22 protein-coding genes are annotated in these 25,868 nt (G+C 55.4%); 19 read left to right on the top strand and 3 right to left on the bottom strand.

Going from position 1 to position 25,868, the window contains the following annotated elements:
- Positions 1-107 precede the first annotated feature (107 nt).
- Positions 108-782: a FadR/GntR family transcriptional regulator gene (locus MHI24_RS00925; protein ID WP_340023688.1), complete on the bottom strand. Its 675-nt coding sequence runs from the start codon at positions 780-782 to the stop codon at positions 108-110.
- Positions 783-998: 216 nt separating this feature from the next.
- Here MHI24_RS00925 and MHI24_RS00930 point away from each other — a divergent pair, with 216 nt between their 5' ends.
- The 4 genes from MHI24_RS00930 (at position 999) to MHI24_RS00945 (ending at position 4,494) form a co-directional block, all read left to right on the top strand.
- Positions 999-1,955 carry a sugar kinase gene (locus MHI24_RS00930; RefSeq protein WP_340023689.1) on the top strand — a complete coding sequence of 319 codons (957 nt, stop codon included), beginning with the start codon at positions 999-1,001 and terminating at the stop codon, positions 1,953-1,955.
- Positions 1,956-1,986: 31 nt separating this feature from the next.
- The gene (locus MHI24_RS00935; RefSeq protein ID WP_340023690.1) at positions 1,987-2,652 is read left to right on the top strand and encodes a bifunctional 4-hydroxy-2-oxoglutarate aldolase/2-dehydro-3-deoxy-phosphogluconate aldolase; all 666 of its coding nucleotides are present in this window, start codon (positions 1,987-1,989) and stop codon (positions 2,650-2,652) included.
- Between the two features lie 3 nt (positions 2,653-2,655).
- Positions 2,656-3,804, top strand: coding sequence for a galactonate dehydratase (dgoD, locus tag MHI24_RS00940; RefSeq protein WP_340023691.1), 1,149 nt, complete (start codon positions 2,656-2,658; stop codon positions 3,802-3,804).
- 234 nt (positions 3,805-4,038) lie between these two features.
- Positions 4,039-4,494: a GNAT family N-acetyltransferase gene (locus MHI24_RS00945; RefSeq protein ID WP_340023692.1), complete on the top strand. Its 456-nt coding sequence runs from the start codon at positions 4,039-4,041 to the stop codon at positions 4,492-4,494.
- A gap of 107 nt (positions 4,495-4,601) precedes the next feature.
- Here MHI24_RS00945 and MHI24_RS00950 read toward each other — a convergent pair whose 3' ends face one another.
- Positions 4,602-6,782, bottom strand: coding sequence for a DUF4838 domain-containing protein (locus tag MHI24_RS00950; RefSeq protein WP_340023693.1), 2,181 nt, complete (start codon positions 6,780-6,782; stop codon positions 4,602-4,604).
- Between the two features lie 16 nt (positions 6,783-6,798).
- On the bottom strand, positions 6,799-9,012 hold the full coding sequence (locus MHI24_RS00955; RefSeq protein WP_340023694.1) for a helix-turn-helix domain-containing protein: 2,214 nt from the start codon (positions 9,010-9,012) through the stop codon (positions 6,799-6,801).
- 298 nt (positions 9,013-9,310) lie between these two features.
- Between MHI24_RS00955 and MHI24_RS00960 the strand changes: the two genes are divergently transcribed.
- From MHI24_RS00960 to MHI24_RS01030, 15 genes are all read left to right on the top strand, one after another.
- Positions 9,311-10,273: an ABC transporter permease subunit gene (locus MHI24_RS00960; RefSeq protein WP_340023695.1), complete on the top strand. Its 963-nt coding sequence runs from the start codon at positions 9,311-9,313 to the stop codon at positions 10,271-10,273.
- 16 nt (positions 10,274-10,289) lie between these two features.
- Positions 10,290-11,159 carry a carbohydrate ABC transporter permease gene (locus MHI24_RS00965; protein WP_340023696.1) on the top strand — a complete coding sequence of 290 codons (870 nt, stop codon included), beginning with the start codon at positions 10,290-10,292 and terminating at the stop codon, positions 11,157-11,159.
- Between the two features lie 50 nt (positions 11,160-11,209).
- Positions 11,210-12,763: an extracellular solute-binding protein gene (locus MHI24_RS00970; RefSeq protein ID WP_340023697.1), complete on the top strand. Its 1,554-nt coding sequence runs from the start codon at positions 11,210-11,212 to the stop codon at positions 12,761-12,763.
- 35 nt (positions 12,764-12,798) lie between these two features.
- On the top strand, positions 12,799-13,809 hold the full coding sequence (locus MHI24_RS00975) for a Gfo/Idh/MocA family oxidoreductase (RefSeq protein WP_340023698.1): 1,011 nt from the start codon (positions 12,799-12,801) through the stop codon (positions 13,807-13,809).
- Positions 13,810-13,846: 37 nt separating this feature from the next.
- On the top strand, positions 13,847-15,058 hold the full coding sequence (locus tag MHI24_RS00980) for an amidohydrolase family protein (protein WP_340023699.1): 1,212 nt from the start codon (positions 13,847-13,849) through the stop codon (positions 15,056-15,058).
- Entirely contained in the window at positions 15,051-15,977 is a 927-nt protein-coding gene (locus MHI24_RS00985) for a Gfo/Idh/MocA family oxidoreductase (RefSeq protein WP_340023700.1), read from the top strand. Before MHI24_RS00980 ends, MHI24_RS00985 begins: the two co-directional genes overlap by 8 nt.
- A 63-nt stretch (positions 15,978-16,040) precedes the next feature.
- Positions 16,041-16,844, top strand: a complete 804-nt coding sequence (locus MHI24_RS00990; protein ID WP_340026859.1) for a glucosamine-6-phosphate deaminase — start codon at positions 16,041-16,043, stop codon at positions 16,842-16,844.
- A gap of 54 nt (positions 16,845-16,898) precedes the next feature.
- Positions 16,899-17,915: an NAD-dependent epimerase/dehydratase family protein gene (locus tag MHI24_RS00995; protein ID WP_340026860.1), complete on the top strand. Its 1,017-nt coding sequence runs from the start codon at positions 16,899-16,901 to the stop codon at positions 17,913-17,915.
- On the top strand, positions 17,915-18,988 hold the full coding sequence (locus MHI24_RS01000; protein WP_340023701.1) for a dihydrodipicolinate synthase family protein: 1,074 nt from the start codon (positions 17,915-17,917) through the stop codon (positions 18,986-18,988). The genes MHI24_RS00995 and MHI24_RS01000 overlap by 1 nt, the downstream gene beginning before the upstream one ends.
- 38 nt (positions 18,989-19,026) lie before the next feature.
- Entirely contained in the window at positions 19,027-19,857 is an 831-nt protein-coding gene (locus MHI24_RS01005) for a LamG domain-containing protein (RefSeq protein ID WP_340023702.1), read from the top strand.
- A gap of 471 nt (positions 19,858-20,328) precedes the next feature.
- Complete coding sequence (locus tag MHI24_RS01010) at positions 20,329-20,973, top strand: GntR family transcriptional regulator (RefSeq protein WP_340023703.1); 645 nt, start codon at positions 20,329-20,331, stop codon at positions 20,971-20,973.
- Positions 20,974-20,994: 21 nt separating this feature from the next.
- Positions 20,995-21,942 carry a sugar phosphate isomerase/epimerase family protein gene (locus MHI24_RS01015; protein WP_340023704.1) on the top strand — a complete coding sequence of 316 codons (948 nt, stop codon included), beginning with the start codon at positions 20,995-20,997 and terminating at the stop codon, positions 21,940-21,942.
- Positions 21,924-23,141 carry a M20 family metallopeptidase gene (locus MHI24_RS01020; RefSeq protein WP_340023705.1) on the top strand — a complete coding sequence of 406 codons (1,218 nt, stop codon included), beginning with the start codon at positions 21,924-21,926 and terminating at the stop codon, positions 23,139-23,141. The genes MHI24_RS01015 and MHI24_RS01020 overlap by 19 nt, the downstream gene beginning before the upstream one ends.
- Positions 23,138-24,352 carry a threonine synthase gene (gene thrC, locus MHI24_RS01025; protein WP_340023706.1) on the top strand — a complete coding sequence of 405 codons (1,215 nt, stop codon included), beginning with the start codon at positions 23,138-23,140 and terminating at the stop codon, positions 24,350-24,352. The genes MHI24_RS01020 and thrC overlap by 4 nt, the downstream gene beginning before the upstream one ends.
- A 3-nt stretch (positions 24,353-24,355) precedes the next feature.
- Positions 24,356-25,714, top strand: a complete 1,359-nt coding sequence (locus MHI24_RS01030) for a sugar ABC transporter substrate-binding protein (protein WP_340023707.1) — start codon at positions 24,356-24,358, stop codon at positions 25,712-25,714.
- The last annotated feature ends 154 nt before the right edge of the window (positions 25,715-25,868 follow it).

Here is a 25,868-nt window from a genome sequence, read left to right on the forward strand (position 1 = left end):
AAAAATGCATCCAGTGGTACTTAAACCATTCATTCGGTCTCTTAAAAAAGAGTATACTTGTCTCGTTTTCGTTTCATTTTCGTCCTGGCTGCATGAGAGATCTCCTTCTACTGCTTAAGGGTGGTCAACATACTCTGAATATGGCTTTCCATGAGCTGCCGCGCTGTTTCGCTCTGCCGTTCCTCGATGGCAATAGCGATCAGAACATGGTAATTGGAGGCCTTGGTCCGCATATTGGGCAGCGTATTGGTCTGCTTGCGTCCTTCAGCCAGTAACGGAAGAATCGAATGGAGCATCCGGGCCACCACCGGATTGGCTGCCCCTTCGGCGATTAGCTGATGAAAGGCGAGGTCGGTCTCGAAGAAGGAGCCGCCTTCCTCCATTTGCTGCACCATCCGGTCAGCCAGTACCCGCAGCCGTCGGATCTGATCCTCATCGGCCCGCTGCGCGGCTAAAGCGGCAAGCTCAGGCTCAATGAGCAGCCGGGCTTCCAGCAGATCTATGATCGAAATGTTGTCTAATTCCTCTAAGCCAGCCGCCGGATCATCCAGCAGGAGCGGATCGTTACGCACATACATTCCGCGCCCGTGCTCAATGCTGACATTCCCCTGACTCTCTAAAATCCGCAGCGCCTCACGTACTGTAGTGACACTTACAGAGAAATCAACGGCCAGCTGCTGCAGAGTAGGGAGCCGGTCACCCGGAGCCCATTCCCCAGCGAGAATTTTCTGCTTCATAAGCTCTATTGTCGCTTGAAACGCGGTTTGTTTATTCTGTTTCATGGTTAGCCGTCCCTTTGATTTAGAATACACTCATTTTAGCATAAGAGCTTCGTGGCGATAAACAGATACGCCTGAGTATGGATTTAGTATTGACTGGCGAAGAACAAGATAATATGATCATACCGTAAAGATCGTATCTATTTTTATTTAATCAAGATAAAGATATGATCTTTAAGGAGAGACAAGATTCGTAAAGCAGCAGAAGGAGGAGGGGCAATGGAGGTCGTAACCTTTGGGGAAACCATGGTGCTTCTGGCGCCGGACCGGATGGTTCCCTTGGAGTATGTGAACGGTTTTCAGAAGCATGTTGCCGGAGCTGAGACCAATGTGGCTATTGGACTCGCCCGGATGGGGCATACCGCTGGCTGGTTCAGCAAGCTCGGAAATGATCCGTTTGGCCGGTATATCAGGCAGTTCGTCAGAGGACATGGCGTTGATATTTCCGAAGTCAGGCTTACAACGGAAGCGCCGACGGGAGTGTTCTTCAAAGAACAACTCTCCCCGGACAAAATACAGGTCTACTACTACCGCAAACATTCGGCGGCCAGCCTGATGCAGGCGGAGGAGCTTAATGAGGCATATGTAGGAGGTGCCCGCATCCTGCATGTTACCGGCATTACGCCCGCGCTTAGCCCGGAGTGCAGGAAATTAACCTTTCGCGCCCTCGGAGCAGCCAAAAAACACGGTACAACCATTGTATTTGACCCCAATATCCGCTGGAAGCTGTGGAACAGAGAAGAGGCCTATCATGTGCTTAACGAAATCGCGGCTCTAGCCGACTACGTGCTCCCCGGTATGGAGGAGGGACAGTTCCTGACAGGCTGCAGTGATCCTGCAGTGATCGCAGAGCGGTTGCTGAAAGCCGGGGCCGGGGCTGCCGTAATCAAGCTCGGCGCAGACGGGGCTTATTACAGCAACGGACGGAGCTCTGGAACTGAGCCAGGGTTTCCCGTGAAGAGGCTCATTGATCCGATGGGGGCCGGTGACGGCTTTGCCGCAGGATTTATAAGCGGCTTGCTGCTTGGGGAGGAGCTGCCTTCTGCCGTGCGGCGCGGCAACGCTGTAGGTTCCATTGTGGTCGGGGTAAGCGGCGATGTGGAAGGTCTCCCCGCCCGGCAGGATGTGGATCTTCTCTTGGCCGGAGGAACCGGCATGGAGGATATTATCCGGTAAGTGAGGCACAGTCCCAAGGAGGAGGAAGGACATGGACAAAGAAACGCAAATTGAGCAGCTGATCACCTCCGGTCTGGTCGCCGTTATCCGCAGACCGCCGCCTGAACGGGTGGAGCATATTGCTGCGGCACTGGCAGAAGGCGGGGTCGGAGCGCTGGAGATTACAGCCGATACCCCGGAAGTTTACCGGCTGATCGCGGACATGAAGACGAAATATGGAGACCGCCTGCTGGTGGGAGCGGGTACCGTGCTGAAGCTGACGCAGGCCGAGCAGGCGATCGCGGCGGGAGCCGATTTTATTTTCTCCCCCAATTTGAATGAGGCGATTGTGGAACTGACCTTACAGCACGGACGAATCTCGATTCCAGGTGTAATGACACCGACCGAAGTGGTCAGAGGGCATGAAGCGGGTGCAGACCTGCTTAAGGTGTTCCCGGGCGGTTCACTCGGTGCCTCCTATATCAAGGAGCTGCAGGGGCCCCTTGGCCACATTCGCATGATGCCGACAGGAGGCGTGACCCTTGCGAATGCCGGAGCCTTCATTGCCGCCGGAGCCGTTGCCGTCGGTCTTGGAAGCGCTCTCGTCGACCGGGAGGCGGTGGAGCAGGGCAACTATGGGAAGATCACAGAGACGGCCCGCCAATTCGCCAAGGAAGTCCGCAAGGCCAGAATGAACAACACCAAAGGAGCAAAATAACCCATGAAAATCACCGGATTTGAGACCTTTATCGTTCCACCCCGCTGGCTGTTTCTGAAGATTGAAACCGATGAAGGTATATCCGGCTGGGGGGAGCCGGTGGTCGAAGGCAAGGCGCATACGGTGCAGGCCGCAGTGGAAGAGCTGATGGATTATTTGATCGGGCAGGACCCCCAGCGGATTGAAGATCTGTGGCAGCTGATGTACCGGGGAGGCTTTTATCGTGGCGGGGCCATTCTGATGAGCGCGATCGCCGGGATCGATCAGGCGTTATGGGATATTAAGGGGAAAATCTACAATGCGCCTGTGTACCAGCTGCTGGGCGGCGCTTGCCGCAATTCGATGCGGGTGTACTCCTGGATCGGCGGAGACCGTCCGATCGACGTGGTCAAAGCGGCGCTGGAGAAGAAGGCCGCCGGGTTCACGGCGATTAAGATGAATGCCTCGGAAGAGATGCAGTTCATTGATACCCATGACAAAATTTATGCTATCGTGGAGCGGGTCGCCGCCATCAGGGAGGCCTGCGGGCCGGAGTTCGGGATTGCTGTTGATTTTCACGGACGGCTGCACAAGCCGATGGCACGCGGACTGGCCCGAGAGCTGGACCCCTACCGCCTGATGTTCATAGAAGAGCCGGTGCTGCCGGAGAACAATGAGGTCCTGCGGGAGATCGCACATCATACCAGCACTCCGATTGCCACGGGTGAGCGTATGTACTCGCGCTGGGAATTCAAAAATCTGCTGAAGGACGGGGTGGCCGACATTATTCAGCCCGACCTGTCCCATGCAGGAGGGATCACGGAATGCAAGAAAATATTCGCCATGGCCGAGGCGTTCGATGTCGCCGTCGCTCCGCATTGCCCGCTCGGGCCGATCGCTCTGGCTGCCTGTCTTCAGGTGGATGCAACGTCGTACAATGCAATCATTCAGGAACAGAGCCTGGGCATCCACTATAATCAAGGCAATGACCTGCTGGATTATATCACCGATCCGTCCGTTTTTGCCTACAGTGACGGGCATGTCAACATTCCTTCCGGACCAGGCCTTGGCATTACCGTGAACGAGGAGTATGTACGGAGGATGGCGGCGGAGGGCCACCGCTGGAGAAATCCGGTCTGGCGGCATCGTGACGGCAGCATAGCAGAGTGGTAAGGTTAAACATTTATAGTCCCTTTGAAGCCGCTATTTTAGCGGCTTTTTTGAGTTCTCCGTTCTTTCTAAAGTGGTATGGTCAAAATTCATCAAAAATGGATCTAAAGATGACCAATGTTAACCTCATAATACCTTGATAATTGATTTGTCAGAATACCTGACATTGATGTAATATGAAATACAGAAGTTTAACAGATAGAATTCATACTTAACATTAACGTAGGAGTGGTTGCAGTGAAGATTCTTGTAGATGATTTGAGTGGGGCACAAGTGATTGGATTAATTGCAGAACATCTGCAGGGAATGGCCGATAACTCTCCGCCAGAAAGCATTCATGCCCTTAATTTGGACGGGCTGAAGAAGCCCGAAATTACCTTCTGGTGCGCTTGGGAGGAGGAGGAGCTTCTGGGCTGCGGGGCGATCAAGGAATTGGACAAAGCGCATGCTGAGCTCAAATCGATGCGGACCGCTAAGAAGCATTTGCGCAAGGGTGTAGCCAGAAATATTCTTGCTCATATTATTGAAGTAGCGATAAGCCGCGGATACAAACGGATCAGTCTGGAGACTGGCTCTATGGATTCATTCCTCCCGGCCCGCAAGCTGTATGAAGATTTCGGTTTCACCTATTGCGAGCCATTCGCAGATTATATCCCAGATCCGAATAGTTCATTTATGACGAAGGAACTGTAATACACGTTTTGACCAACACAAATTTTCAGCCTACCAGCTTACAACGCGCCCAATGAGCGTGTTCAGTTGGCAGGCTGTTCTGCATGAGCTCCTAACCGTTGCTCGGATTACTCGTAACGGGCTTTGTAACGGAGATAGGCCTGTTCACACCAGCTTGCCTTGAGTCCGTTGTCGTACAGGCGGAACCGGGTGCTTGGCGAGACGGCAATGGTATTGTGCTCCAGCGACTCAGCGAACCGCCGCACCCGCTGGAAGGCGCGCCGGGCCCGGCTGTCCGCTCCGCTCTTGGCGAAGCTGTGGATGCGGACTAATCCGTAGATGTAGTGCACCATATCCTCCAGATAGGCGAACCGGAGCTCGTCCTCCAGCAGCCGGGCAACGACCACTTCATCCCGGGCATGATCCAGAGCGCTGTCCAGCAGCCGCCGGCAGACTGAGAGCAGCTGAACACATTCGGTCAGACTGATCCCCGCATTGCTGCTGTCCGCCCGTGCATCATACTGCATATGCTGAAGCGGGAACAATTCTGCGGCATCCTCACGCAGATATCCGGTAAGGGAGTGGCGGCTCCCCCGGGAATACTGATAATGCTTCAGGTATTTGCTGTTGCGCATCGCCTCCTCCAGCGTCTCATAGAAGCCTCTGGCCCGCTCGGCTTCGGAGCCGTAATAGAGTTCATAGTATTCTTCCAGCATCCTTTCTGTATCGGCTGAGGGATTCCACAGCATCCGGTACAGCTGATAGTTAGTCAGCGTGAGCGTTCCCCATTGTCCGCCCGTCAAGTGCATATAGTGGAAATGGCGGATGCCGGATTCGTAATAGAAGGGAATATCCTGCTTCATGATGGTCATAAGCGGCACAGGACAGGCGGCGAAGGAGCCTACATTATAATATTCACCCATGAAGACCTCGCCGCGGTAGTAACGGTCCCCGTCCGTGGTCCAGGGAAGGAAGGTCTCCATCAGCTCTTGATTCGATTCGGTGCAGCGCGGATCGGAGAGGGGATGCAGAAAGCACCGTTCGATAGGGAAGTAAGTCGGATAGCAGCTGCTGTAATCGAAGTCCTCCGGCAGAGGCCGGTCCGGTGCAGGCAGCGTTTCATGATAGATCGGAAAAATAATGTTGATCCTCCGCTTCAAGCGCCCCGACTCCACCGCAGTGTCCAGATGCTTCCGCAGCGCGTGGACGAGCAGAATCATCCTGGTGGAGCAGTTGCCCGCATCCCGGCAATGGCTGCATTGGCACCAGTTGCCATTATCCAGCATCCAGAAGTTCAGATAGTCGGCATGCTTCCATTCTCCGTCGGTCAGGTCATCCGTGAGCCGCCGGCAGAGCTCGCGGACGGCATCCGGATTAGTGGTGCAGAAGTTGTCGCCGAAGCCCTCGCGGTCTCCCTCGCCGACATTGAAGCTGCGCTTGCCGTCAATGAACCCGAACCATTCCGGGTGCGCCTCCGCATATGTGAGCGGACGGGCCTGGGCTGGCGCAATCCCCATCGTCAGGCTGCTGTCATTGTCATCGTAAGAGCCGGGATACTCCGCATGCGGATTCAGGAACCGGTAGAGGATGTTATGGCCTCCCATACAGATGCGGATGCCCCGTTTTTGCAGCGCATGGGGGTTACGGATATGGTCAAGCGAGGCAAAGTTTACCCGGTTTCGCCCCAGCCAATCCAGCAGCTCGGTACTGGAGTCGTTGATATGCTCACTGTAGACTCCCCGGGTATGGAAGCGCGGATAGTCCAGCAGCTCGATCATGCGGGGCTCCAGCTGCTTGGGCGGGGGGAGGTGCATTCCGGCAGCGCCAAGGCCGAACCAGCGGAAGCCCAGCTCCTCAAGAAGAGCGTATGCGCCGTAGAGAAGACCAAGCCGGTCCTTTGCGGCGATAATCCAGTGAACGGCAGCTTCCTCCACATAAGAAGTAATCACATAACCTTCTTCGGGGAGCGTCTCCCATTCCGCTTCGCGGGCCATAAGCCAGTTCTGCCAGGCTGCACCCGCAGAAGCCGTTGCGGGCGGCGGGCCCACCCAGATTACAAGCCGGCAATCCCGTATCCGGGCGGCTTCATCCCTGTTCACAAGCAGCGGCGGCGGGTCACCCAGCGCAAGCCGGAAGTGCTCTGCAATCTCGACTGCGGCGTAACAGGCGGTGCAAATGTCCGCGTCGGCGGAGTCCCGGTCCCACCAGTCGATTTGCTGTTCTGCCTGGGCGGCTGCGGCAACCGAAGCGAAGCTTCCGTGATCTGCGGCGACGAGAACCTGTTTGCCTTTATATTCAGAATTGTACATAATGCTCTCCTTTGGGTCAGCCGGTTTTCAGCTTTTTGAAGTCTCCCGGCGTGGTGCCTGTCTGTTTTTTGAATACCCGGATAAAGGTGCTCACATTGGCGTAGCCGACAAGCTGGGCGACCTCCTGAATCTTCAGATCGGTCCGGCTTAGAATGTCCTTGGCCTTATTCATCCGGTAGGTAATCATGTAGTCTACAAAGTTAATACCGTTCTTCTCCTTGAAATAGGTAGACAGATACCCCGGAGTAATATGAAGGCGATCGGCAAGCATATCCAGCGAAATATCCTCCGCATAATGCTCCTCTATATAGTTCATCACAAAGCTCGTAATCGGATCGGTCGCTGCCTTCTTTTCCTTCACGAGCCGGCATGCCCTTTGTACCAGGGCCTCAAGCGTTGATAAATATGCATCATAGGTGTGGCAGGACTTGATCTCATCGTAAGGTGACAGACCCCTGGTTAACTTGTCCGGATCGATATTGTGCGTATACATCGTTTTCATCACCCGGTTGACCGCCTCATTGGCCCACTCCCGGTACTGATAGGCATAGCCCATCTTGTGCTCATGCCTGGCCAGCACACGCCGGATAATCGGGAGGACGATCTCTTCATTCCCCTCGGTCAGGTTTATGTAGAATTCCTGTTCCTCCTGGTGGCTGAAGGTAAGCTGGGACGGCGGCTCCTGCAGCTGCGTGATCAACTGGGCGCCTGTTCCCGGACGCCGCTGTTTCACAAGTGCGGAGACATGCGCATAAGCGCGGCTGAAATTCTCAGCGCTTCTATAGGGCGGACTGATGCCCAGGGTGAGCATGAAGCCGCTGGATTCCTTGTCGAACAGCTCCATCAGCTCTGCGGCAAACCCGCCGAGCTCCGGCTCCTCACCTTCCGCGAAATGCAGCACCGTCAGAATTTCCCGCTGCTCCAGCTGCAGCGTAATCGTGTGCCTGAACCGGGAGGACAGCCGGCTGCTGATCGTGTCCCGCAGCAGGGCTGTCCGCTGCTGAAGTCCGCTCAGGTCATCCCTCTGCTGCGCTTCATTCTCAGGTGTGAGCTGGAACAGCAGCATAATGAACGGTTCGGCGGGCGGCTGGAACTCACCCGATAACGGGTCCAGCATTTTCAGCTGATCGGCATAGGCATACTGGTTCAGTACAGAATTCTTATGATTGATATCTTCCTTAATAAGGATGATGCGTTCACTGATGATCTGTAATTCCCTGATATTGCTCTTAGGCGGGCCGGGTTGAACGGAGCCGATCCATTCCGCCAAATGCCGGACGGGCGCATTGAGCTTGCGGCTGATCCAGGCTGATACGGCTATGCTGATCAGTACCGACAGTGTCAGCAGGAGACCCAGAACCACGGTGAGCTGAAGAAGCTGCTGGTTGACGTGTTTATAGGGAATGACGCTTACGTAGGTGAATCCGGTGTGCAGCCCCTTTTGATAGAAGTAATACTGGTTGTCCCGGACCAGGTAGCCTTTATCCTGAATGCCGCCTGCGGCTGCAAGAGTGTCCGGAAGCGGGGTCTCCGAGGAGAGGAAGAGTGTCTTGCCCTGCGGGTCCAGAATGGCGAACGGATTGCTCTGCTTGGCGTCGAAGAAATCCTTAAAGGTGCGGGCGCTGTCCATCAAAGCAAGTACTGCCGTTTGGTCGTCATTGACTTTTTTGATCAATATGGGAATGTAGCTGCCCTTGCGGACTGGGGTGCCAAGCGAATTCTCCCAGAAGTAGGAGACGGGGTAGATCGCAAAGCTGCTGTCTTTCTTCATCTCCTCCTCCCAGAACGACAGCGGATAGTCTTCGCTGTAGAGCAGCTTGCTGAACAGCAGTCCGGCATTTGCGCTGCTGTCCTTTTCAATCGCATAGTTGTTGTGCTTCATATAAATAATCATGTTGTCCAGATAGAGGTACGGATTGCTTATGCTGGCCTGAAGGTGATCGCGCACCCCCGCCGCCGCTTCTACCGGGAACGTCATCCTCCGGGAGAGCAGAGCAATCTGCTCGTTGAATTGAAGAGACAGACCGAGACTCCGGATCTGTTCAAAATGCTCCTCGTAATTGCTGACCGCCGAATCCAGGTTCAGGCTGCTATTCTTGGTAATTTCACCGCGAATGGTATCCACGAAGAACGTGAAGGCAACGCCAATGAACAGGGTCAGCAGCACAATAACCATAAGAAAGCTGCCGAACAGGCGATAGAACATGGAGTCCGTTCCGAATCTCTTCATTGTGCACCTCCCGGTAGAGAATGTGTGAGTGAGTTAACCTTACATGATATGGCGAAAAAATTAAAGCTGCAGCCGGCTGTAGCGTATATTGTAACGTAATGCGGCGGTTTCACCAATATACATTTTTTACAGAGATGCTGATTATTGCGGATTTCGGCCGTTTATCCATAAATTTAAGGAGAATTCAACATAATCTCTATTCTCACTGCCGGAAAGCTGAAGTATAGTGAAATGGCAGCCGGGTGAGGTAACCTTACATATCACAGGCTTCTACCAATCAGATGGAAGGGGGAATAACATGGCTATCCAACAGGCGGTACCCAAATTACATGCGGCCGCTGCAGCTGAATTGCCGCGCAGCAGGCTGCGGCGGCGGTTGTCCAGAAGCAGGCTGCTGATTCTGATGTTCTTGCCTTGCCTGCTCTATTACGCACTATTTAAGTATTATCCGATGGCCGGCATTGTAATTTCCTTTAAGGACTACAACTTATACAAGGGAATTTGGGAGAGTGACTGGGTCGGCTTCAAGTATTACACCATGTTTTTTCATAATCCGGATTTCTGGCTGTTATTCCGTAATACATTCCTGCTTGGGCTGTACAAGCTGGTGTTCGGCTTTCCGGCCCCCATCCTGTTGGCGCTGCTCTTGAATGAAGTCAAGAACACCTTATTCAAGCGGTTTGTGCAGACGGCCACCTATCTGCCGCATTTCATTTCCAATGTAATCGTGGCGAGTATGGTCATGATGTTCCTGTCACCGACAGGGGGAATCATCAATCAATTGCTCCAGTCGCTCGGGATGGAGTCCATTAACTTCCTGACCCTGCCAGAATGGTTCAGACCCATCTATGTTCTGTCCGAAATCTGGCAGCATCTGGGCTGGGAGACGATCATCTATCTGGCTGCGTTATCCTCCATCGATCCATCCCTGTATGAGGCGGCGGAGATGGATGGAGCGGGCCGTCTGCGCAAGATTTGGAGCGTAACACTTCCCGGAATTGCTTCGGCGATTGTCATTCTGCTTCTGCTGAACGTAGGCAAGATTCTGGAGATCGGTTTTGAGAAGGTGTATCTGCTGGCCAATCCTACCACTTATGAGACGGCAGATATTTTCAGCACCTATGTGTACAGAGTGGGGATGACCAACGGCAATTTCAGCTATGCGTCAGCGATTGATATGTTCACGGGCATTGTGTCGCTCGTATTTATTATTTCGGCCAACTACATCAGCCGCAAGGTCAGCAACAACAGTCTATGGTAAGGGAGGCGGCAGTCTGATGCGAAGAAAGAGCTGGTCGGTCTCGTCCATCCTTATAGCGGTTGTGCTGCTGGGGATCGTCGCTGTGATGCTGTACCCGTTTCTCTACATGATCTCGGTATCCCTGAGCAAAAACATCTATGTGATGCGGGGCGAGGTCACCTGGTTCCCCAAAGAAATTGACTTCAGCACCTATAAGCTGGTCCTCCGCGACCCCCGGATCGGCCAGGCTTATATGAACACACTCCTCTATGTGACCCTGGGGACTCTGGTGTCCCTGGTGATTACGGCGTTCGGGGCTTACTCGCTGTCCAGGCGGGACATGCTGTTCCACAAGGGCTTCACCCTGCTGATCATCTTCACCATGTTCTTTCAGGGCGGGATGATCCCTACCTTTCTGGCGGTAAAATCACTCGGAATTATGGACAGCGTCTGGGCCATGGTGCTTCCCGGTGCAGTCAGCACCTGGAATCTGCTGGTGATGCGCACGTTTTTCGTCAATTTCCCGACGGAACTGGAGGAAGCCGGCCGGGTGGACGGGCTGAATGATTTCGGAATTTTTGTCAGGATTGTTGCACCTCTGTCACAGGCTGTATTCGCCACGATCGGATTGTTCTATGCTGTGGCGATGTGGAACAACTTCACATTTCCGCTGCTGTATCTGCGCGATCCTGATCTCTTCCCGCTACAGGTGGTGCTGCAGAACATCGTTCTGGCCGGTGTCAATGCGAACGGTGATTCCATGAATGTCGGCAGCGATGCCATGGTTGTCGATGAATCGCTGAAATACGCCACCATTATGGTATCGACGATTCCGATTCTGGTGCTGTACCCGATGCTGCAAAAGTACTTTGTGAAGGGGGTTATGATCGGTGCGGTAAAAGGGTAGCAGCTTGGCGGCTAACGAACTTACACAAATAACGAAGGGATGGATGGAAGATGACAAAAAGAACTTTGCTCCCGCTGTTGCTGCTGGTCTGTGCGTTGATTGCCGGAGGCTGCTCCGGCGGAAACCATTCGCCAAGCGGCAACGCTGCGGCGGAAGGGGAGGGCGCAGCGGCTGCATCGCCACCGGTTAGCCCGCTTAAGGGGCAGACCTTCACCATGCTGGTGGAATCCAATCCGAGCTGGCCCTATGATGCCAACTGGCCGGTATGGGGATGGCTTCAGGAAGCGACAGGTGCTTCCCTGAAGGTATCCGTTCCTTCCGGCAAGCTGGAGGAGACGGTACAGCTGAATGTAGCCTCAGGCTCGCTGCCCGACATCTCCATGCTGCTCAATCTGAGCGATGCGAATAAGTTCGGCCAGCAGGGCGCTTTTGTCAATATTCTGGATTATACAGAGCAGATGCCCCATTTCAAGAAATGGATGGAGCAGTATCCTGACCTGGTCCAGTCGAATATGGCCCCGGACGGCAAGCTCTACATGTTCCCGAATCAAGGCTTCGGGGAGACGAACCGGATGAGCTGGATGTACCGTGAGGATATCTTCAAGCAGAATAATCTGGCGGTTCCAGCGACTTACGATGAGCTGTACACAGTGCTCAAGAAGCTGAAGGAGCTGTATCCGGACAGCTACCCGCTGAGCTTCCGCATGGGCAAATCGCTCAATTCCAATCTCACACGGATTCTGGGACCGAATTTCGGCACGAGTGATACTTATTATTACGATCAGGCTACAGGGGAGCTAGGGTACGGCCCGACGGAAGAAGGCTACCGTACGATGGTAGAGTATCTGAACAAATTCACGAATGAGCAGCTGATCCCGCCGAACTGGCTGACGGTGGATACGAAGCAGTGGCAGGATCTGATGTCGACCAACAAATCGTTTATTACCTTTGACTATCTGAGCCGGATTGACTTCTTCAACAAGCCGCTTCGGGCTGATAATCCTGAATTCACACTGGCGTTCATGGCTCCTCCGGCAGGCCCCGGCGGTCAGCAGCTCAATCCATACACCTCATTTCTGCAGTCCGGTATGACCGTATCCTCGAATTCGAAGCAGATCGGGCCGGTGATGCAGTATATCGACTTCTTCTACTCCGAGGAAGGACGCACGCTGGCCAGCTGGGGCAAGGAGGGGGAGACCTATACGATAGAGAACGGCTTGAAGAAGCTCAACTCCGACTTCACAGATATTACCGATTTCCGCAAAAAAACCGGACTGTCCACGCACGGAACGTATACCTGGATCGACTATGACGCTCATCTTGCCCTGGCTTCGGATGAACTGAAGGCTGCATATGAGCAGGCTGCTGCTTATGATGGACCGTTCCGTCCGATTCCTTCCTTCACTGATGAGGAGCAGGAGGTACTGTCCACCACCGGCCAGGCAGTCGATAAGCATCGGGAAGAGAATATTTCCAAATTCATCATGGGCATCCGTCCTTTGAGCGAGTGGGCGCAATATGTGGCGGAAGCTGACAAGCTGGGATTGGAGCAGGTGAAGGAAACCTATAAGAAGGCATATGAGCGGATGTTGTCTGAGAAATAGAGGATACAAGTCAGGATATCAAGGGAGGGAAAGGGATGAGAGCAGCAGTGATCGGTGGCGGAGCCATCGGCCTCAAGCATCTGGAGGCACTGGAGACGATTGATGGACTGCGTGCATGCGCGGTAGTAGAGCTGAACTTAGAGCGCGGCAAAGCGTTGGCGTCCCGCTTCGATCTTCCGGTCTACACCAGGCTTGAGGAGATGCTGGAAGCGGAGAAGCCGGATATTGCGGTGATCGCGCTGCCGCATCATCTGCATACGGCGGTGGCGCTCCGCTGTATGGAGAGCGGCTGCCACCTCATGCTGGAGAAGCCGATGGCCAACACCGTGGCCGAGTGCAGCGAGATTATTGCCGCAGCCGGGCGCCAGGGAAGAGTGGTGATGGTGGGACACACCCAGCATTATCTCCCGGAGAACAGAGCCGCCAGACAGTTAATTGCCGGTACGGAGCTTGGGCAGCTGGTCATGGTGAACGATGTCAGGCATGTCCCGTATTTCCGCGATGACCGTCCGGACTGGTTTTTTGAGCGGCAGATGTCCGGGGGAGGCATCATCATGAACCTGGGGGCGCACTCCATTGACAAAATCCAGTGGCTGACCGGCTCGCGTATCCTCTCGGTCAAAGCGGCGCTCAGCTATCTGGGGAACCGCGGAGATGTCGAGGGCTCAGGGATGCTGATGATGGAGCTGGACGGCGGAGCCGCCGCATCAATCGTCCAGTCGGGATATGCGGGGGCCTCCCGCAGTGAAACCGAGCTGATCTATACCGGGGGCATGATTCGGATCGTCGCCGGAGACGGCGTGTATCTCAGCCGGGGAGGCCCGTACGGGCGGGTGCCTGCGGCAGAGCTGGAGCCGCCGCTCGTACTGCAGTTCCGCGAGCTGCTGGAATGTCTGCGGGAAGGGCGGGAGCCTGAGTGTTCAGGCGAGTATTCGCAATCCGTCATCGCTGTGCTGGAGAGCGTCTACCGTTCCCACATTAGCGGGAAGGAGGAGGCGGTCGCTGTTGGCACGGCTTCTATAACAGCGGCAGGGGATGGCAACTGATCTGTTATACCGTGTGAATAAGGAAGGAGGAACCTGTATGGAAGGTGTATCTGCCGGGGACAGCACATTCATCCGGGGGCGGATGTACCGGACGGGAGAACCGGTTGAGCTGGTCTGCGAAGGAGGGAGGATCTTGGACATCCATCCTTATCCTTATGCAGCCACCCTTGCGGGTTCAGCAGATAACGGAGCTCTACCCTTCATCGCGCCGGGACTCACCGATCTCCAGATCAATGGTTACGCAGGCATCGACCTGAATTCAGTTCTGCTAACAACGAAGGATATAGCAAGACTTAGCTTATTACTGTTGAGCCAGGGCGTGACGGCTTATTACCCGACCGTAATTACGAACGGGGCGGAAGCGACGGCTGCACTGCTGCGCAGCATAGCTGATGCCTGCCGGGAGGACCGCCTCGCAGCCTCCTGCATTGCCGGCATCCATCTGGAGGGGCCGTTCCTCTCGCCGGAGGAGGGACCGCGCGGGGCCCATGAGCGACGCTTCATCCGTCCGCCGGACTGGGAGCTGCTCCAGTACTGGCAGCAGGAGGCCCGGGGGCTGATCCGTATCGTCACGCTCTCCCCGGAATGGCCGGAGGCCACGGGGTTCATCGAGCGCTGTGCCCGGCATGGCATTAAGGCTGCTATCGGTCATACAGCAGCAACGCCGCAGCAGATCGGGGAGGCCGTGGAGGCGGGGGCGGTCATGTCCACGCATCTGGGCAACGGCGCCCATCTGACGCTGCCGCGGCATCCGAACTACATCTGGGAGCAGCTGGCCCGGGACCAGCTCTGGTCCTGTCTGATTGCGGATGGCTTCCATCTGCCGGATGCGGTGCTGAAGGTCATCCTGAAGGTAAAGGGCCATCAGGCTGTGCTTGTCAGCGATAGTGTATACCTCGCCGGTCTGAAGCCGGGCGAATATCATACGCATATTGGCGGAGATGTTGTGCTGGAGCCGGGCGGGAGGCTTCATCTGAAGCGCAATGCGGAGCTGCTTGCCGGCTCCGCCCGGCCGCTTCCCCACGGGATTCACCATCTGGCGGTCAGCGGACTGGCTTCGCTTGCCGATGCCTGGGAGATGGCCTCTCTCCGTCCGGCGGCAATGATGGGTCTCCCCGGGCAGGCCGGGCTCACAGCGGGTGCACCGGCAGACGTAGTACTGTTCACTCCCGGTCCGAACGGCATTTGTGTTCACCGCACGTATAAAGGCGGTGTAATGGTCTATGATCGGGGGCAGGACAATGTCTGATCGAGAAGCATCCGGCGGTCAGCCGCTAGTGATCGGGATGATCGGCCTGGATACGACGCGTTGTCCGGTCTATGCCAGATTATGCAATGACCCGCAGCACTCCCGCCATGTGCCCGGCGGTGTCATCCGCTACGGATGCAGGGGCGGCGACCCGGAGCTGGCCATCAGCCGGTGCCGGATTACCGCAGTCACGGAGCGGTTGACTGGTGAGTGGGGGATGGAGCTGCTCGCTACGTATGAGGAATTGGCAGAGCGCAGCGATGCGGTCATGATTACCTCGGTGAGCGGACGGAAGCACCTGGAGGAATTCAAGGCGGTAGCCCCCTTCCGGAAGCCTGTGTTTATCGACAAGCCGCTGGCGCTCACCGTCAGGGATGCCGAAGAGATTGGCAGGCTGGCTGAGCGATACGGCACTCCAGTGATGAGCGCTTCCTCGCTCCGCTTCAGTCCCCCGCTGCTGGAGGCGGCACGGCAATTGAAGACGGAAGGGATATGCGGAGCCGATGCCTACGGGCCGATGGAACTGGAGGATTCCCAGCCGGGCTTGTTCTGGTATGGCATCCATGCTGCAGAAATGCTGTATGCAGCGCTGGGGACAGGCTGCACGGAGGTCCAGGCCTTCACCTCCCCGGAGCATGAATTCGTAACCGGCAGCTGGAGCGGAGGCCGTTTCGGCACGATCCGGGGGAGCCGCACCGGCAATCCGGGATTCGGAGCAGCACTTCATGGGAGGCAGCGCACCCTTACGCTAAGCGACGGCCCTGACCCGCAGGACAAATATGCCGGCACCCTTCGGGCGCTGCTGCGCTTCTTCCGCAGCGGTATCCCTGAGGTGTCCTTGTCAGCCACGCTTGAAATCATCCGCTTCCTGGAAGCGGCCAACGAGAGCCGTGCGACAGGAAGGCGGGTGCGCCTGTAAAGGGAGGCACCGGGGAACCGGTTATATCATTTTTAACTGGATTAAGGAGGGCTTTACTTGGAAATGCATCATTCCGGCAAGACCGGGCACAGTGGCGTTCTGCCTGTACCGCTGAAACGGGAGCAAGCCGATGGCCTGTCCGTGGAGGTATATGCGGACCGGACAAGCATGGGCAGGGCAGCTGCGCTTGCAGCGGCGGAGCGCATCCGCTCCCTGCAGCGGACCCAGGCCGGGGTAAGAATGATCTTTGCCGCGGCGCCTTCACAGAATGAGTTCCTGGAGGCGCTGGCAGCACAGCCCGGGATCGACTGGGCCGGTATTACCGCATTTCATATGGATGAATACATCGGCCTGCCTGAGGAAGCGCCCCAGCGGTTCGGCCGCTTCCTCTCGGACCGGCTGTTCGATATCGTCCACCCGGGACAGGTGCATCTGCTCCGCGGCAACGCTCCTCCGGCAGAAGAATGCAAGCGGTACGCTGAGCTGCTCGCGGAGCGTCCCCTGGATATCGTCTGCCTCGGCATTGGCGAGAACGGCCATCTGGCCTTCAATGATCCGCCGGTTGCAGACTTCCTTGACCCGCTCCTGGTGAAGCCGGTCGAGCTGGAAGCTGCGTGCCGCCGGCAGCAGGTCAATGACGGCTGCTTTCAGTCGCTGGACGAGGTGCCGGCGCATGCGCTGACACTCACCATTCCCGCACTGCTGTCAGCCGCCCATATGTACTGCATTGTGCCCGGGCAGGCGAAGCGTGAAGCGGTAGCCCGTTCGCTGCGGGGGCCGGTGCTGCCGTCCTGTCCGGCATCGGTCCTGCGCAGGCATCCCGATTGTACGCTCTATCTGGACAGGGACTCCTATCCCTTCAGCTGAAGCAAGACTTCCGGCTGAACCAACCTATCTGCTAAGGGGGACTTATGATTGATGATTCAAACGATTGAAGAGCTGGAACGCAAGCTGGCGGAGCCGTCGGACGAGCTGGTCCGCGATCTGGCGGACCTTGACGGCGATATCATGCTGCTTGGCATCGGCGGCAAGATGGGGCCCAGCCTGGCAAGGCTGGCAATGAATGCGCTGCGCAAGGCGGGAGTCGTCAAGACGGTCTGGGGCGTGTCCCGCTTCTCGGACAACGGGCTGCGGGAGGAGCTGGAACGTGAGGGCATCCGCACGATCGTCTGCGACCTGCTTAAGGATGAGGAGCTGGCGGCGCTGCCGGAGGTCAAGAATATTATCTACATGGCGGGCAACAAGTTCGGCACGACCGGGCGGGAGCATTTCACCTGGGCGATGAACGCGTATCTCCCGGGAAGGGTTGCCGGCAAGTTCAGAGACTCCAGAATTGTAGTCTTCTCCTCGGGCAATGTCTATCCCTTCACACCGGTGGGACAGGGCGGTGCGGCAGAGTCCGATTCCCCGCTTCCGCTTGGAGAATACGGGCAGTCCACACTGGGCCGCGAACGGATCTTTGAATATTTCTCCCATGCGAATGGTACTCCAATGGTGATCTACCGCCTGAATTATGCGATTGATCTCCGGTACGGGGTGCTGCTGGAGATCGCTAGAGCGGTTCAGGAGGAGCGTGAAATCGATCTGTCCATGGGCCATTTCAACTGCATCTGGCAAGGCGATGCCAATGAGATCGCCCTCCGCAGCCTGAAGGTATGCACGAGTCCGCCCAATGTGCTGAATGTGACAGGACCGGAGACGGTCTCCGTGCGCCGGATTGCCGGTGAGTTCGGACGCCGCCTCGGCAAGGAGCCCTGCTTCCGGGGAGAGGAGGCGGCGGATGCGCTGCTGAACAATGCCTCCAAGGCCAATCAGATGTTCGGCTACCCTCGGGTAGCTCTGATGGAGATGGTGGACTGGATTGCCGGTTGGGTGGCTGGCGGAGGAACCACATGGAATAAGGCCACGCATTATCAGGAGAGAAAGGGGGCGTACTGATGGAGGCTGGAGCTGCGCGCAAGGAACTGTCCGCCGGGATGACGCGCGCCCTGCATGAAGGACTGGTGATTCCGGCGCATCCGCTTGCGCTGAATGAGGAGCGCAGGCTGGATGAACGCCGCCAGCGTGCCCTTACGCGGTACTATGCTGCATCCGGTGCCGGAGGAATTGCAGTTGGGGTGCACAGCACCCAATTTGAGATCAGGGAAGCCGGTCTGCTGGAGCGGGTGCTGTCCCTGGCCGCCGAAGAGATTGAACGGGCCGGCCTCTCCCGTCCGTTCCTCAAGGTAGCCGGGATCTGCGGACCGACGGAGCAGGCACTGTCCGAGACAGAGCTGGCCGTTTCGCTGGGCTACGATGCCGGCCTGCTCAGCATGGGCGGTCTGCAGGGGTGGAGCGAGGAGGACATCCTGAAGCGGACGAGGTTAATTGCCCGGCGTATTCCGGTGATAGGCTTCTATCTTCAGCCGGGTGTGGGCGGACGGGTATTCAGCTACACGTTCTGGAGTCGCTTCGCTGAGATTCCGGGGATTATTGCCATCAAGATCGCCCCGTTCAACCGCTACCAGTCGATCGACGTTGCACGCGCGGTATGCTGCTCAGAGCGGGCGGATCAGATTGCACTGTATACCGGCAATGACGACAATATCGTCAATGATCTACTTACGGTGTACCGGTTCCGGCGCAAGGACGGGCAACTGGTGGAGAAGCCAGTCTCGGGAGGGCTGCTCGGGCACTGGGCGGTATGGACGCATGCAGCCGTGGCACTGCTGGAGGAGATCAAGCAGGTACGGCAGTCAGGCCGTGTTCCGCTCGATTGGCTGACCCGCAATATTGAGATTACGGAGAGCAACGCCGCTGTGTTCGATCCGGCGCATGGGTTTGAGGGCTGCATCCCCGGTATCCATGAGGTTCTCAGGCGGCAGGGACTGCTCAGGGGAACCTGGTGTCTGAACCCGGAGGAGCAGCTGTCAGCCGGACAGGCTGAGGAGATAGACCGGATCTACAGGGATTACCCGCATTTGCATGACGATGAGTTTGTGGCGCGTCATCTGGAGGAATGGCTTCGGTAATTCTATAATATGAATGTCATAAAGGAGAGATGAAGATCATGGCTTGGAGACACAGAAGACAAGGGGTTGCCGGGTTAAGCGTCGTATTGGGACTATGGATGATGTTCGTTCCGGGTGACCGCCTGCCCTCAGCATATGCAGCATCCGTTTACGATACGGCTGTGCTCGCTGACAGTCCGGCCGGTTATTGGCCTATCGCACCTGGTACAACAGAAGATCATACTTCAAGCGGAATGGATGGCGCATTCAGCGGCAGTCCCGGCAGCACATTCCTGCCTAATGGCGATCCGGCGGCTGTATTCAATGGGGTCGACCAATACTTCACCATCCCCGACCATGATCTGCTGGAGGTGACAACCACAGGTATTCTGACCGTTGAAGCCTGGATGCGCCCGGATACACTGGAGTTCCCTGACAGCGAGGGCAGCGGCTATGTGCATTGGATGGGCAAAGGCACGGCCGGCCAGCATTCCTGGGTGGCACGCATGTACAACTACACTAACGCCGAGAACAGGCCGAACCGGATCAGCGGCTATTCGTTTAACCTGAGCGGCGGGCTGGGAGCGGGCTCTTACTTTCAGGACCCGGTCGCCGCAGGTGAATGGATTCATTATGCCCTGGTCATCAACACCGTGGATACGAGGCCGGCTTATCCGACCGGCTATACCAAAATATACAAAAACGGAGTGCTGCGGGATCAGGACAGCTTGTCGGGCTACAGCATTATTCCCGGGAACGGGACAGCCCCGATGCGTGTCGGCACCCGTGACCTGTCCTCCTTCTTTCAAGGAGCCATCGGTAAAGTTGCCGTCTACAACTATGAGCTGACAGCAGCTCAGCTGGCAGCGCATTATGACATCATGCAATAACTGCTCATCGAAGAAGACGCCGGGGAGAGAGGCCCGGCGTCTTTATTTTGAAATCAAAAGGGCTGCCGAATTCTATTTACTTCTTAAGGGCCCGCAGCCGGCGGATCTGATCCTTATCGGCCCGCTTCGCGGCTAAAGCAGCTTGCATTAGGAGTTTAACTAGATAATTAATCAAATTAAGTTTATTAATGGTTTTCAATGTTATTTTATGTGACACCGAAAAATCATCAATTTCAATGTAATCGTTATTTTAAACTAAAATTTTAAATTAATGATTGACGAAGCTTTATGCCGTTAATATAATTAACACATCAACTGGTATAGACAACTAACTGTCTATTCCATATCTTAGAAGTGAGGTGAGTCCCCCTGAACAAAGCCAAAGGAGCGATTGATAAGAGCAGTATTGTTCCGCTTTATTATCAGGTGAAGGAATATCTGAAGAATCAGATTGATTCGAATGTATACAAAGTGGACGAGATGATCCCTTCGGAGCGGGAGCTGTCCGAGGATTTCGAGATTAACCGGCTAACCGTACGGCAGGCCATTAATGAGCTTGTACAAGAGGGGCTTTTATACCGCCAGCGCGGAGTAGGGACCTTTGTCTCCCAGCCGAAAATTGAGCAGCCTTTGACGAAGCTGACCAACTTCAGCTCGGATATGCTCAGCCGCGGCCTTGCACCGGGTGCCCAGGTGGTGAGCATGAATATTATCCCGGCAAGCAAGCAGATCAGTACGCAGCTGCGGATCGCCGAAGCTGAACAAGTCATTGAGCTGGTTCGTGTCCGTACAGCAAACGGTGAGCCTCTGGCTTTGGAGAGCTCCTATCTGGTATATGATTTGGCGAAGGAGCTTTACGGCATGAATATGGAGAATGCGTCACTGTACCAGATGCTGGAGGATATATGCGGATTGAAGCTGGTAAAAGCCATACAGAGTATTGAGGTAGCCTCGGCACGGCAGGATGAAGCCAATGTCTTGGATATCAACCAACATGATCCTATCATGCTGGTGGAGCGCACAACCTATACAGAAGGCATGGACCGTCCGGTCGAGTATGTGCGGTCACTGTACCGTGGGGACCGTTACAAATTCTCTATCGAGATGAATATCTAACGACATTAAGGAGGCTGCCTAATGACAGAGCATTTGAAATTGTCTTTCGAGATCTGGCCCAACATGCCTTGGGGAAGATTGGAAATCGCCGGTCCCGCCTGGAACTCCTGGGGAGATAAGCCGCTTGACTGGTGCATCCGCAAGATTGCTTCCTACGGCTATGAAGGCTTTGACGTAATCTATCCTAAGATTCAGGAGATTTACCCTCACGACTATGATGAACAAGTGAAGCAGATCCGTAAGGCTATGGATGAGACCGGACTCGAATTCTCCTCAATCGGCTGTCATACCACCTTTGTCACCCCCAGATATTTTGACCGTGAAAACGGAATAGCCAAATTTAAAAAAGCGATTGATGCAGCTTCTGATATGGGTGCGGGAACAGTGGTCACGCTGATCGGAGACGGATACTATGATCCGCCGCTGTACAATCTGATGACCCGTAAGGAAGCCTGGAGACAGGTGGTCACGGCAACACAGGAGGTCGCTGATTATGCGGCCGGCAAGAACATTGATGTCAGCATCGAACTCATTCAGGGAACGCTGATTAACAACATCGACGATATGCTCAAGCTGTTCGAGCTGGTGGACCGTAAAAACGTATATGCCTGTGTCGATGTAGGGACATTCTATACCACTGTTAAGCCAAGAATGCCGATTAAAGAGGCGATCCGCAAGCTGGGAGACCGCATCCGGGTCACTCATGTCAAAGATGAGGTGGGCTTTCCGAATATCATGCAATCGCAGCATGTGTGGTTCGGCGCCGGGTTCGTGGATTTCCGCGAGATGGCGGAAGCTCTAAAGGAAGTGGGCTATAAGCATTATAACTCCGTTGAATGGGAGGGGTTCCAGACCGGGGGGCTATATGGTGTAGGTGATCCTTCCGGAGTCAGCATGACTGATTTCGACAGAGTAGCGGAAGAGTCCAAAGAATACCTGGAGGAATTCGGATGGGGCAGGAAGGTATAGTTCTTGCGATTGTGGAGGCCGTCAGCCTGGAAGAAATCGAAAGCCTGCTGTGCCGTCTGATTGAAATTGAAGGCCATCAGGATGTTCCGGATCAGGAACGCGAAGTGGCTGAATACATCGCGGGATGGTTCCGGGAGCTTGGAATTGAATGCAGAGTGGAGGAAATAGAGCCGAACCGGCCAAACGTCATTGCCCGCATTCCGGGTACCGGTTCCGGCGCGACCTTACTTCTGAACGGTCATTTAGACACAGTACCCGGGTATCAAATGAACAATGCGTTTAAGGCGATAAGGCGGGATGGCAGAATCTATGGCCGGGGCAGCACAGATATGAAAGGTGCGCTTGCAGCCATGATGCTGGCGTTGGCCGGAATTCACAGAAGCGGTGTCCAGCTTGCGGGTGACCTTCTTTTTGCAGCCACAGTGGGGGAAGAAACGTACAGCCCGGGGGCCTATCATCTGGCGGGCTGCGGAATCCCGGCCGATTACGCCATCGTCGGCGAGCCTACGGGCTTACAGGTGGGCATTGCCCATAAAGGGGTGGCCTGGTATGAAGCAGAATTTCCGGGGGTGCCGGTGCACGGCAGCGTTCCGGAGCTTGGAATTAATGCCATTTACCGCTCCAGCCGCTGGATCAATCATATCCAGGACCACTACCTCCCGCTGCTCCAAAAAAGAAAGCATCCGCTTCTGGGTTCGCCCACCTTAAATATTGGAATGATAGAAGGGGGGACACGGCCTGTAATTGTCCCCGGCCGCACGGTAGTAAAATTCGAACGCCGGCTCCTTCCGGGTGAAAGTGCCGAATCGGCTCTGGAAGAGCTTAGAGCGACTCTCGAAGAGGTGAAGACCGAATATCCTGACTTCGAAGGCGAGGTGCGAATGTTGGATAATTTCCGCGGTGTACCACATGGGCCTTTACAAACTTCCCCTAACAGCGAAGTAGTCACGGTTTTATTGCAAGCGTACAAGGAAGAATTCAGCGGTGACACTGCAAGTGAAGCTGCCCGGCCTATAGGCCTGCAGTTCTGGACTGACGGAGCGCTGCTGCAGCAATTCTGCCCCGATACCGTAGTCTGTGGCCCTGGCTTTATTGAGCAAGCCCATTCCGATGAAGAATATATCGATACGGCGCAGTTATTCAAGGCCTGCCGGATGTATATCCGTAGTGCCTGCGCCATATGCGGAGGAGTGTCATGAATGGAGCTGGCAGAGTGTACGATTTCTGGCTGGTTTGTACCCGCTGCGGGACAAGCCACCCGGCCCTGCCGCTCTATCAATGCCGTGCCTGCGGCGGGAGTCTGGAGGTGGCTTACGACTATGAGAGAATCTTCAGCCGGCTGCCGTTTGACAGAATGTCCGCCAGAACTGCTTCAGGCATCTGGAAGTACCGGGAGCTGCTGCCGGTCTTTCCTGGCACAGATCCTGTAACGCTTGGAGAGGGAGGGACACCGCTGCTTCCCTCCTGGCGCATGGGTAGTACGGAAGGCGGCTTCCAGCTCTACCTTAAGAATGAGTCGGCCAATCCGACACTCGCATTTAAGGACCGCTCACTCTCTGTAGCTTTAACCGCTGCCCGCCAATTTGGGATGACAGAAGTGGTATGCGCGTCCACCGGAAATACCGGCGTTGCCGCTGCCGCCTATGCTGCACGGGCAGGGTTACGCTGTACAGTGTATATTCCGGCCACCACACCTCCCGAGAAGCTGGAAGCTATGAAGGCCTATGGGGCCCGTCTGGAGATGGTCTCCGGCAGCTTCAGTGATGCTTATGCGACCTCGGCAGATGAAGCACTAAGGCTTGGAGCTTTTAATCTGACTTCCACTTATCTGAATCCACATGCTGTTGAGGGAAACAAGACTCTGGCTTATGAGATCTTCACTTCTTTGCAGGCCGTTCCCGACTGGATCGTCATTCCGGTCGGTGCCGGACCGCTGCTGTCAGGCTGCTACAAAGGATTTCGTGAAATGCTGCTCGCAGGAGTTATTGACCAGCTGCCCCGTATGGTTGGAGTACAAGCCTCGGGCTGTGCGCCCATCCTCCAGGCCTTCGAGGAAGGACGGCAGGAGGTCCGCCCCTGGGGCGGAAGCACCGCAACACTGGCTTCAGGGATCGCCGATCCGCTGTCCACCTATCCTGAGGACGGGACGCGCACCCTGGCCGTGATCCGGGAGTCAGGCGGTGTAGCCATAGGCGTAAGTGATCTGGATATGCATCACTGCCGCCGAATGCTCGCAGAGAGAGAAGGCATTCTGGCCGAACTGTCCTCTGTTACCGCCGTAGCAGCTGTGAAAGCTCTCTACGATTCCGGTGCCATACGAGCCGGAGAACTTGTCACCGCAGTCGTAACAGGCCATGGCATTAAAGACATGACCGCAGCGATAAATTTTGAGAAAACGGGAGTTGAGTAGAAGATGAAAAAGGGATCAAAGGGTTGGGTTACGCTGGTTGGAATGCTTGCAGCGATGCAGGTTGTGCTTGCCGCATGTTCGTCCGGGGGAAATAACGGGACCAATGCAGCAGCGGAGAACGGAAATACCACAGGCGTCAATACCGGCGCAGCCGTAACGGAACTGACGCTCTGGCATATGGAAGAGCCGCCCAACCGGGTAGCGCGCTTCAAGGAAATTGTAGATGGCTTCAATGCAGCCAACCCGGATATCAAAATCACGGCTCAGGTACAAAGCTGGGGCGATGCCTATTCCAAATTCCCTGCGGCCATTCAAGCCGGCAATGGTCCTGATCTGCTCTTCACGATTCCCGATTATACGACTCTAATCAAAGAGCTGGGTGTGGTTCAGCCCGTGGATGACATTATCGAATCTCTAAATGCTGCTCATAAATTCCAGGCCTCTTCCTTGGCACCTTACCAATATGAAGACCATACCTGGGCGGTTCCGGTATTCGGAATGGTTCAGGCCCTCTGGTACCGGGGTGATCTTCTCTCCGCAGCGGGGATTCAGCCGCCCACCACTTGGGATGAGCTGAAATCGGCCGCTGAAGCACTCACATCCGGCAATAAATACGGCATTGCCCTGCCGGCCTCCAAGTCCATGGCAACCGATCAGGTGCTCTACAGCTTCCTGGTAACAGCAGGTGCCAAAAATATTCTCAGCGGCGACAATACGGTCACGTTTGACAATGAGAAGACAGTGGAAGCCTATCAAATGTACAGTGATCTGCTTAAATTCTCCCCGCCCGACAGCAACACCTACCAATGGGGTGAGCCGCAGGCACAGTTTAATGCAGGCACCGCAGCCATGGCGATTGAAAAAGGCCAATACCTCTCTACCTTCGAGGCAGAATCCGGCCGTCCGGCCAGTGATCTGGGTGTAGTGCCAATGCCGGTTGCTGATGGCGGCGAGGCAGGCAGCATCTATTACTCCAACGGCATTATGGTTCTGACAGACGATGCGAATAAGAAAGCAGCCATCACTAAATTCTTCGAGTATTTGTTCGAGCCTGAGACTTACGGAAGCTTCGTTAATGCGGAGCCAGGGCTGTTCCTGCCCGTGACGGAGGATGGCGGCCAAGCGGACAGCTTCTGGAATGATCCGGTGATCAGCAAGTATAAATCCCAGGTTGAGGTTCTGATTGAAGCTGCCAGTAAAGGTGCGCTGTTCGGGTTCACGGATGGTGTATCCAGCAAAATCGGCAAAGTGGCCGGGCCGAATTACATTGCCCAAACCCTGGAGCAAATGACGAGCAAGGGCTTGTCAGCTGCCGATGCAGTGAAATGGGGACAGGCCCAAATTGAAGCTGCGGTGAAATAGAGGACTCATGAGTTGACAAGCGGAAACGGCTTTGCCGTCCTTTTTAAGGACGGCACCCGTTTCAGCGAGAAATATAAGGATAAGTTATCGTGTGCAACATATAAATTCTTATATTTTTGAATAGAGCGGGAACGGTGTTCCCGCTTTATTTCTA

This window comes from Paenibacillus sp. FSL K6-1096, assembly GCF_037977055.1.
GTDB lineage: Bacteria > Bacillota > Bacilli > Paenibacillales > Paenibacillaceae > Paenibacillus_AQ.

Coding starts and splice junctions, on each gene's coding strand:
- thrC (WP_340023706.1), top strand. CDS start 23,138: ATGAATGGAGCTGGCAGAGTGTACGATTTCTGGCTGGTTTGTACCCGC.
- MHI24_RS00985 (WP_340023700.1), top strand. CDS start 15,051: ATGTCTGATCGAGAAGCATCCGGCGGTCAGCCGCTAGTGATCGGGATG.
- MHI24_RS00930 (WP_340023689.1), top strand. CDS start 999: ATGGAGGTCGTAACCTTTGGGGAAACCATGGTGCTTCTGGCGCCGGAC.
- MHI24_RS00955 (WP_340023694.1), bottom strand. CDS start 9,012: ATGAAGAGATTCGGAACGGACTCCATGTTCTATCGCCTGTTCGGCAGC.
- MHI24_RS01005 (WP_340023702.1), top strand. CDS start 19,027: ATGGCTTGGAGACACAGAAGACAAGGGGTTGCCGGGTTAAGCGTCGTA.
- MHI24_RS00965 (WP_340023696.1), top strand. CDS start 10,290: ATGCGAAGAAAGAGCTGGTCGGTCTCGTCCATCCTTATAGCGGTTGTG.
- MHI24_RS01000 (WP_340023701.1), top strand. CDS start 17,915: ATGGAGGCTGGAGCTGCGCGCAAGGAACTGTCCGCCGGGATGACGCGC.
- MHI24_RS01020 (WP_340023705.1), top strand. CDS start 21,924: ATGGGGCAGGAAGGTATAGTTCTTGCGATTGTGGAGGCCGTCAGCCTG.
- dgoD (WP_340023691.1), top strand. CDS start 2,656: ATGAAAATCACCGGATTTGAGACCTTTATCGTTCCACCCCGCTGGCTG.
- MHI24_RS01030 (WP_340023707.1), top strand. CDS start 24,356: ATGAAAAAGGGATCAAAGGGTTGGGTTACGCTGGTTGGAATGCTTGCA.
- MHI24_RS00975 (WP_340023698.1), top strand. CDS start 12,799: ATGAGAGCAGCAGTGATCGGTGGCGGAGCCATCGGCCTCAAGCATCTG.
- MHI24_RS00970 (WP_340023697.1), top strand. CDS start 11,210: ATGACAAAAAGAACTTTGCTCCCGCTGTTGCTGCTGGTCTGTGCGTTG.
- MHI24_RS00990 (WP_340026859.1), top strand. CDS start 16,041: ATGCATCATTCCGGCAAGACCGGGCACAGTGGCGTTCTGCCTGTACCG.
- MHI24_RS00960 (WP_340023695.1), top strand. CDS start 9,311: ATGGCTATCCAACAGGCGGTACCCAAATTACATGCGGCCGCTGCAGCT.
- MHI24_RS01015 (WP_340023704.1), top strand. CDS start 20,995: ATGACAGAGCATTTGAAATTGTCTTTCGAGATCTGGCCCAACATGCCT.
- MHI24_RS00935 (WP_340023690.1), top strand. CDS start 1,987: ATGGACAAAGAAACGCAAATTGAGCAGCTGATCACCTCCGGTCTGGTC.
- MHI24_RS00980 (WP_340023699.1), top strand. CDS start 13,847: ATGGAAGGTGTATCTGCCGGGGACAGCACATTCATCCGGGGGCGGATG.
- MHI24_RS00950 (WP_340023693.1), bottom strand. CDS start 6,782: ATGTACAATTCTGAATATAAAGGCAAACAGGTTCTCGTCGCCGCAGAT.
- MHI24_RS00925 (WP_340023688.1), bottom strand. CDS start 782: ATGAAACAGAATAAACAAACCGCGTTTCAAGCGACAATAGAGCTTATG.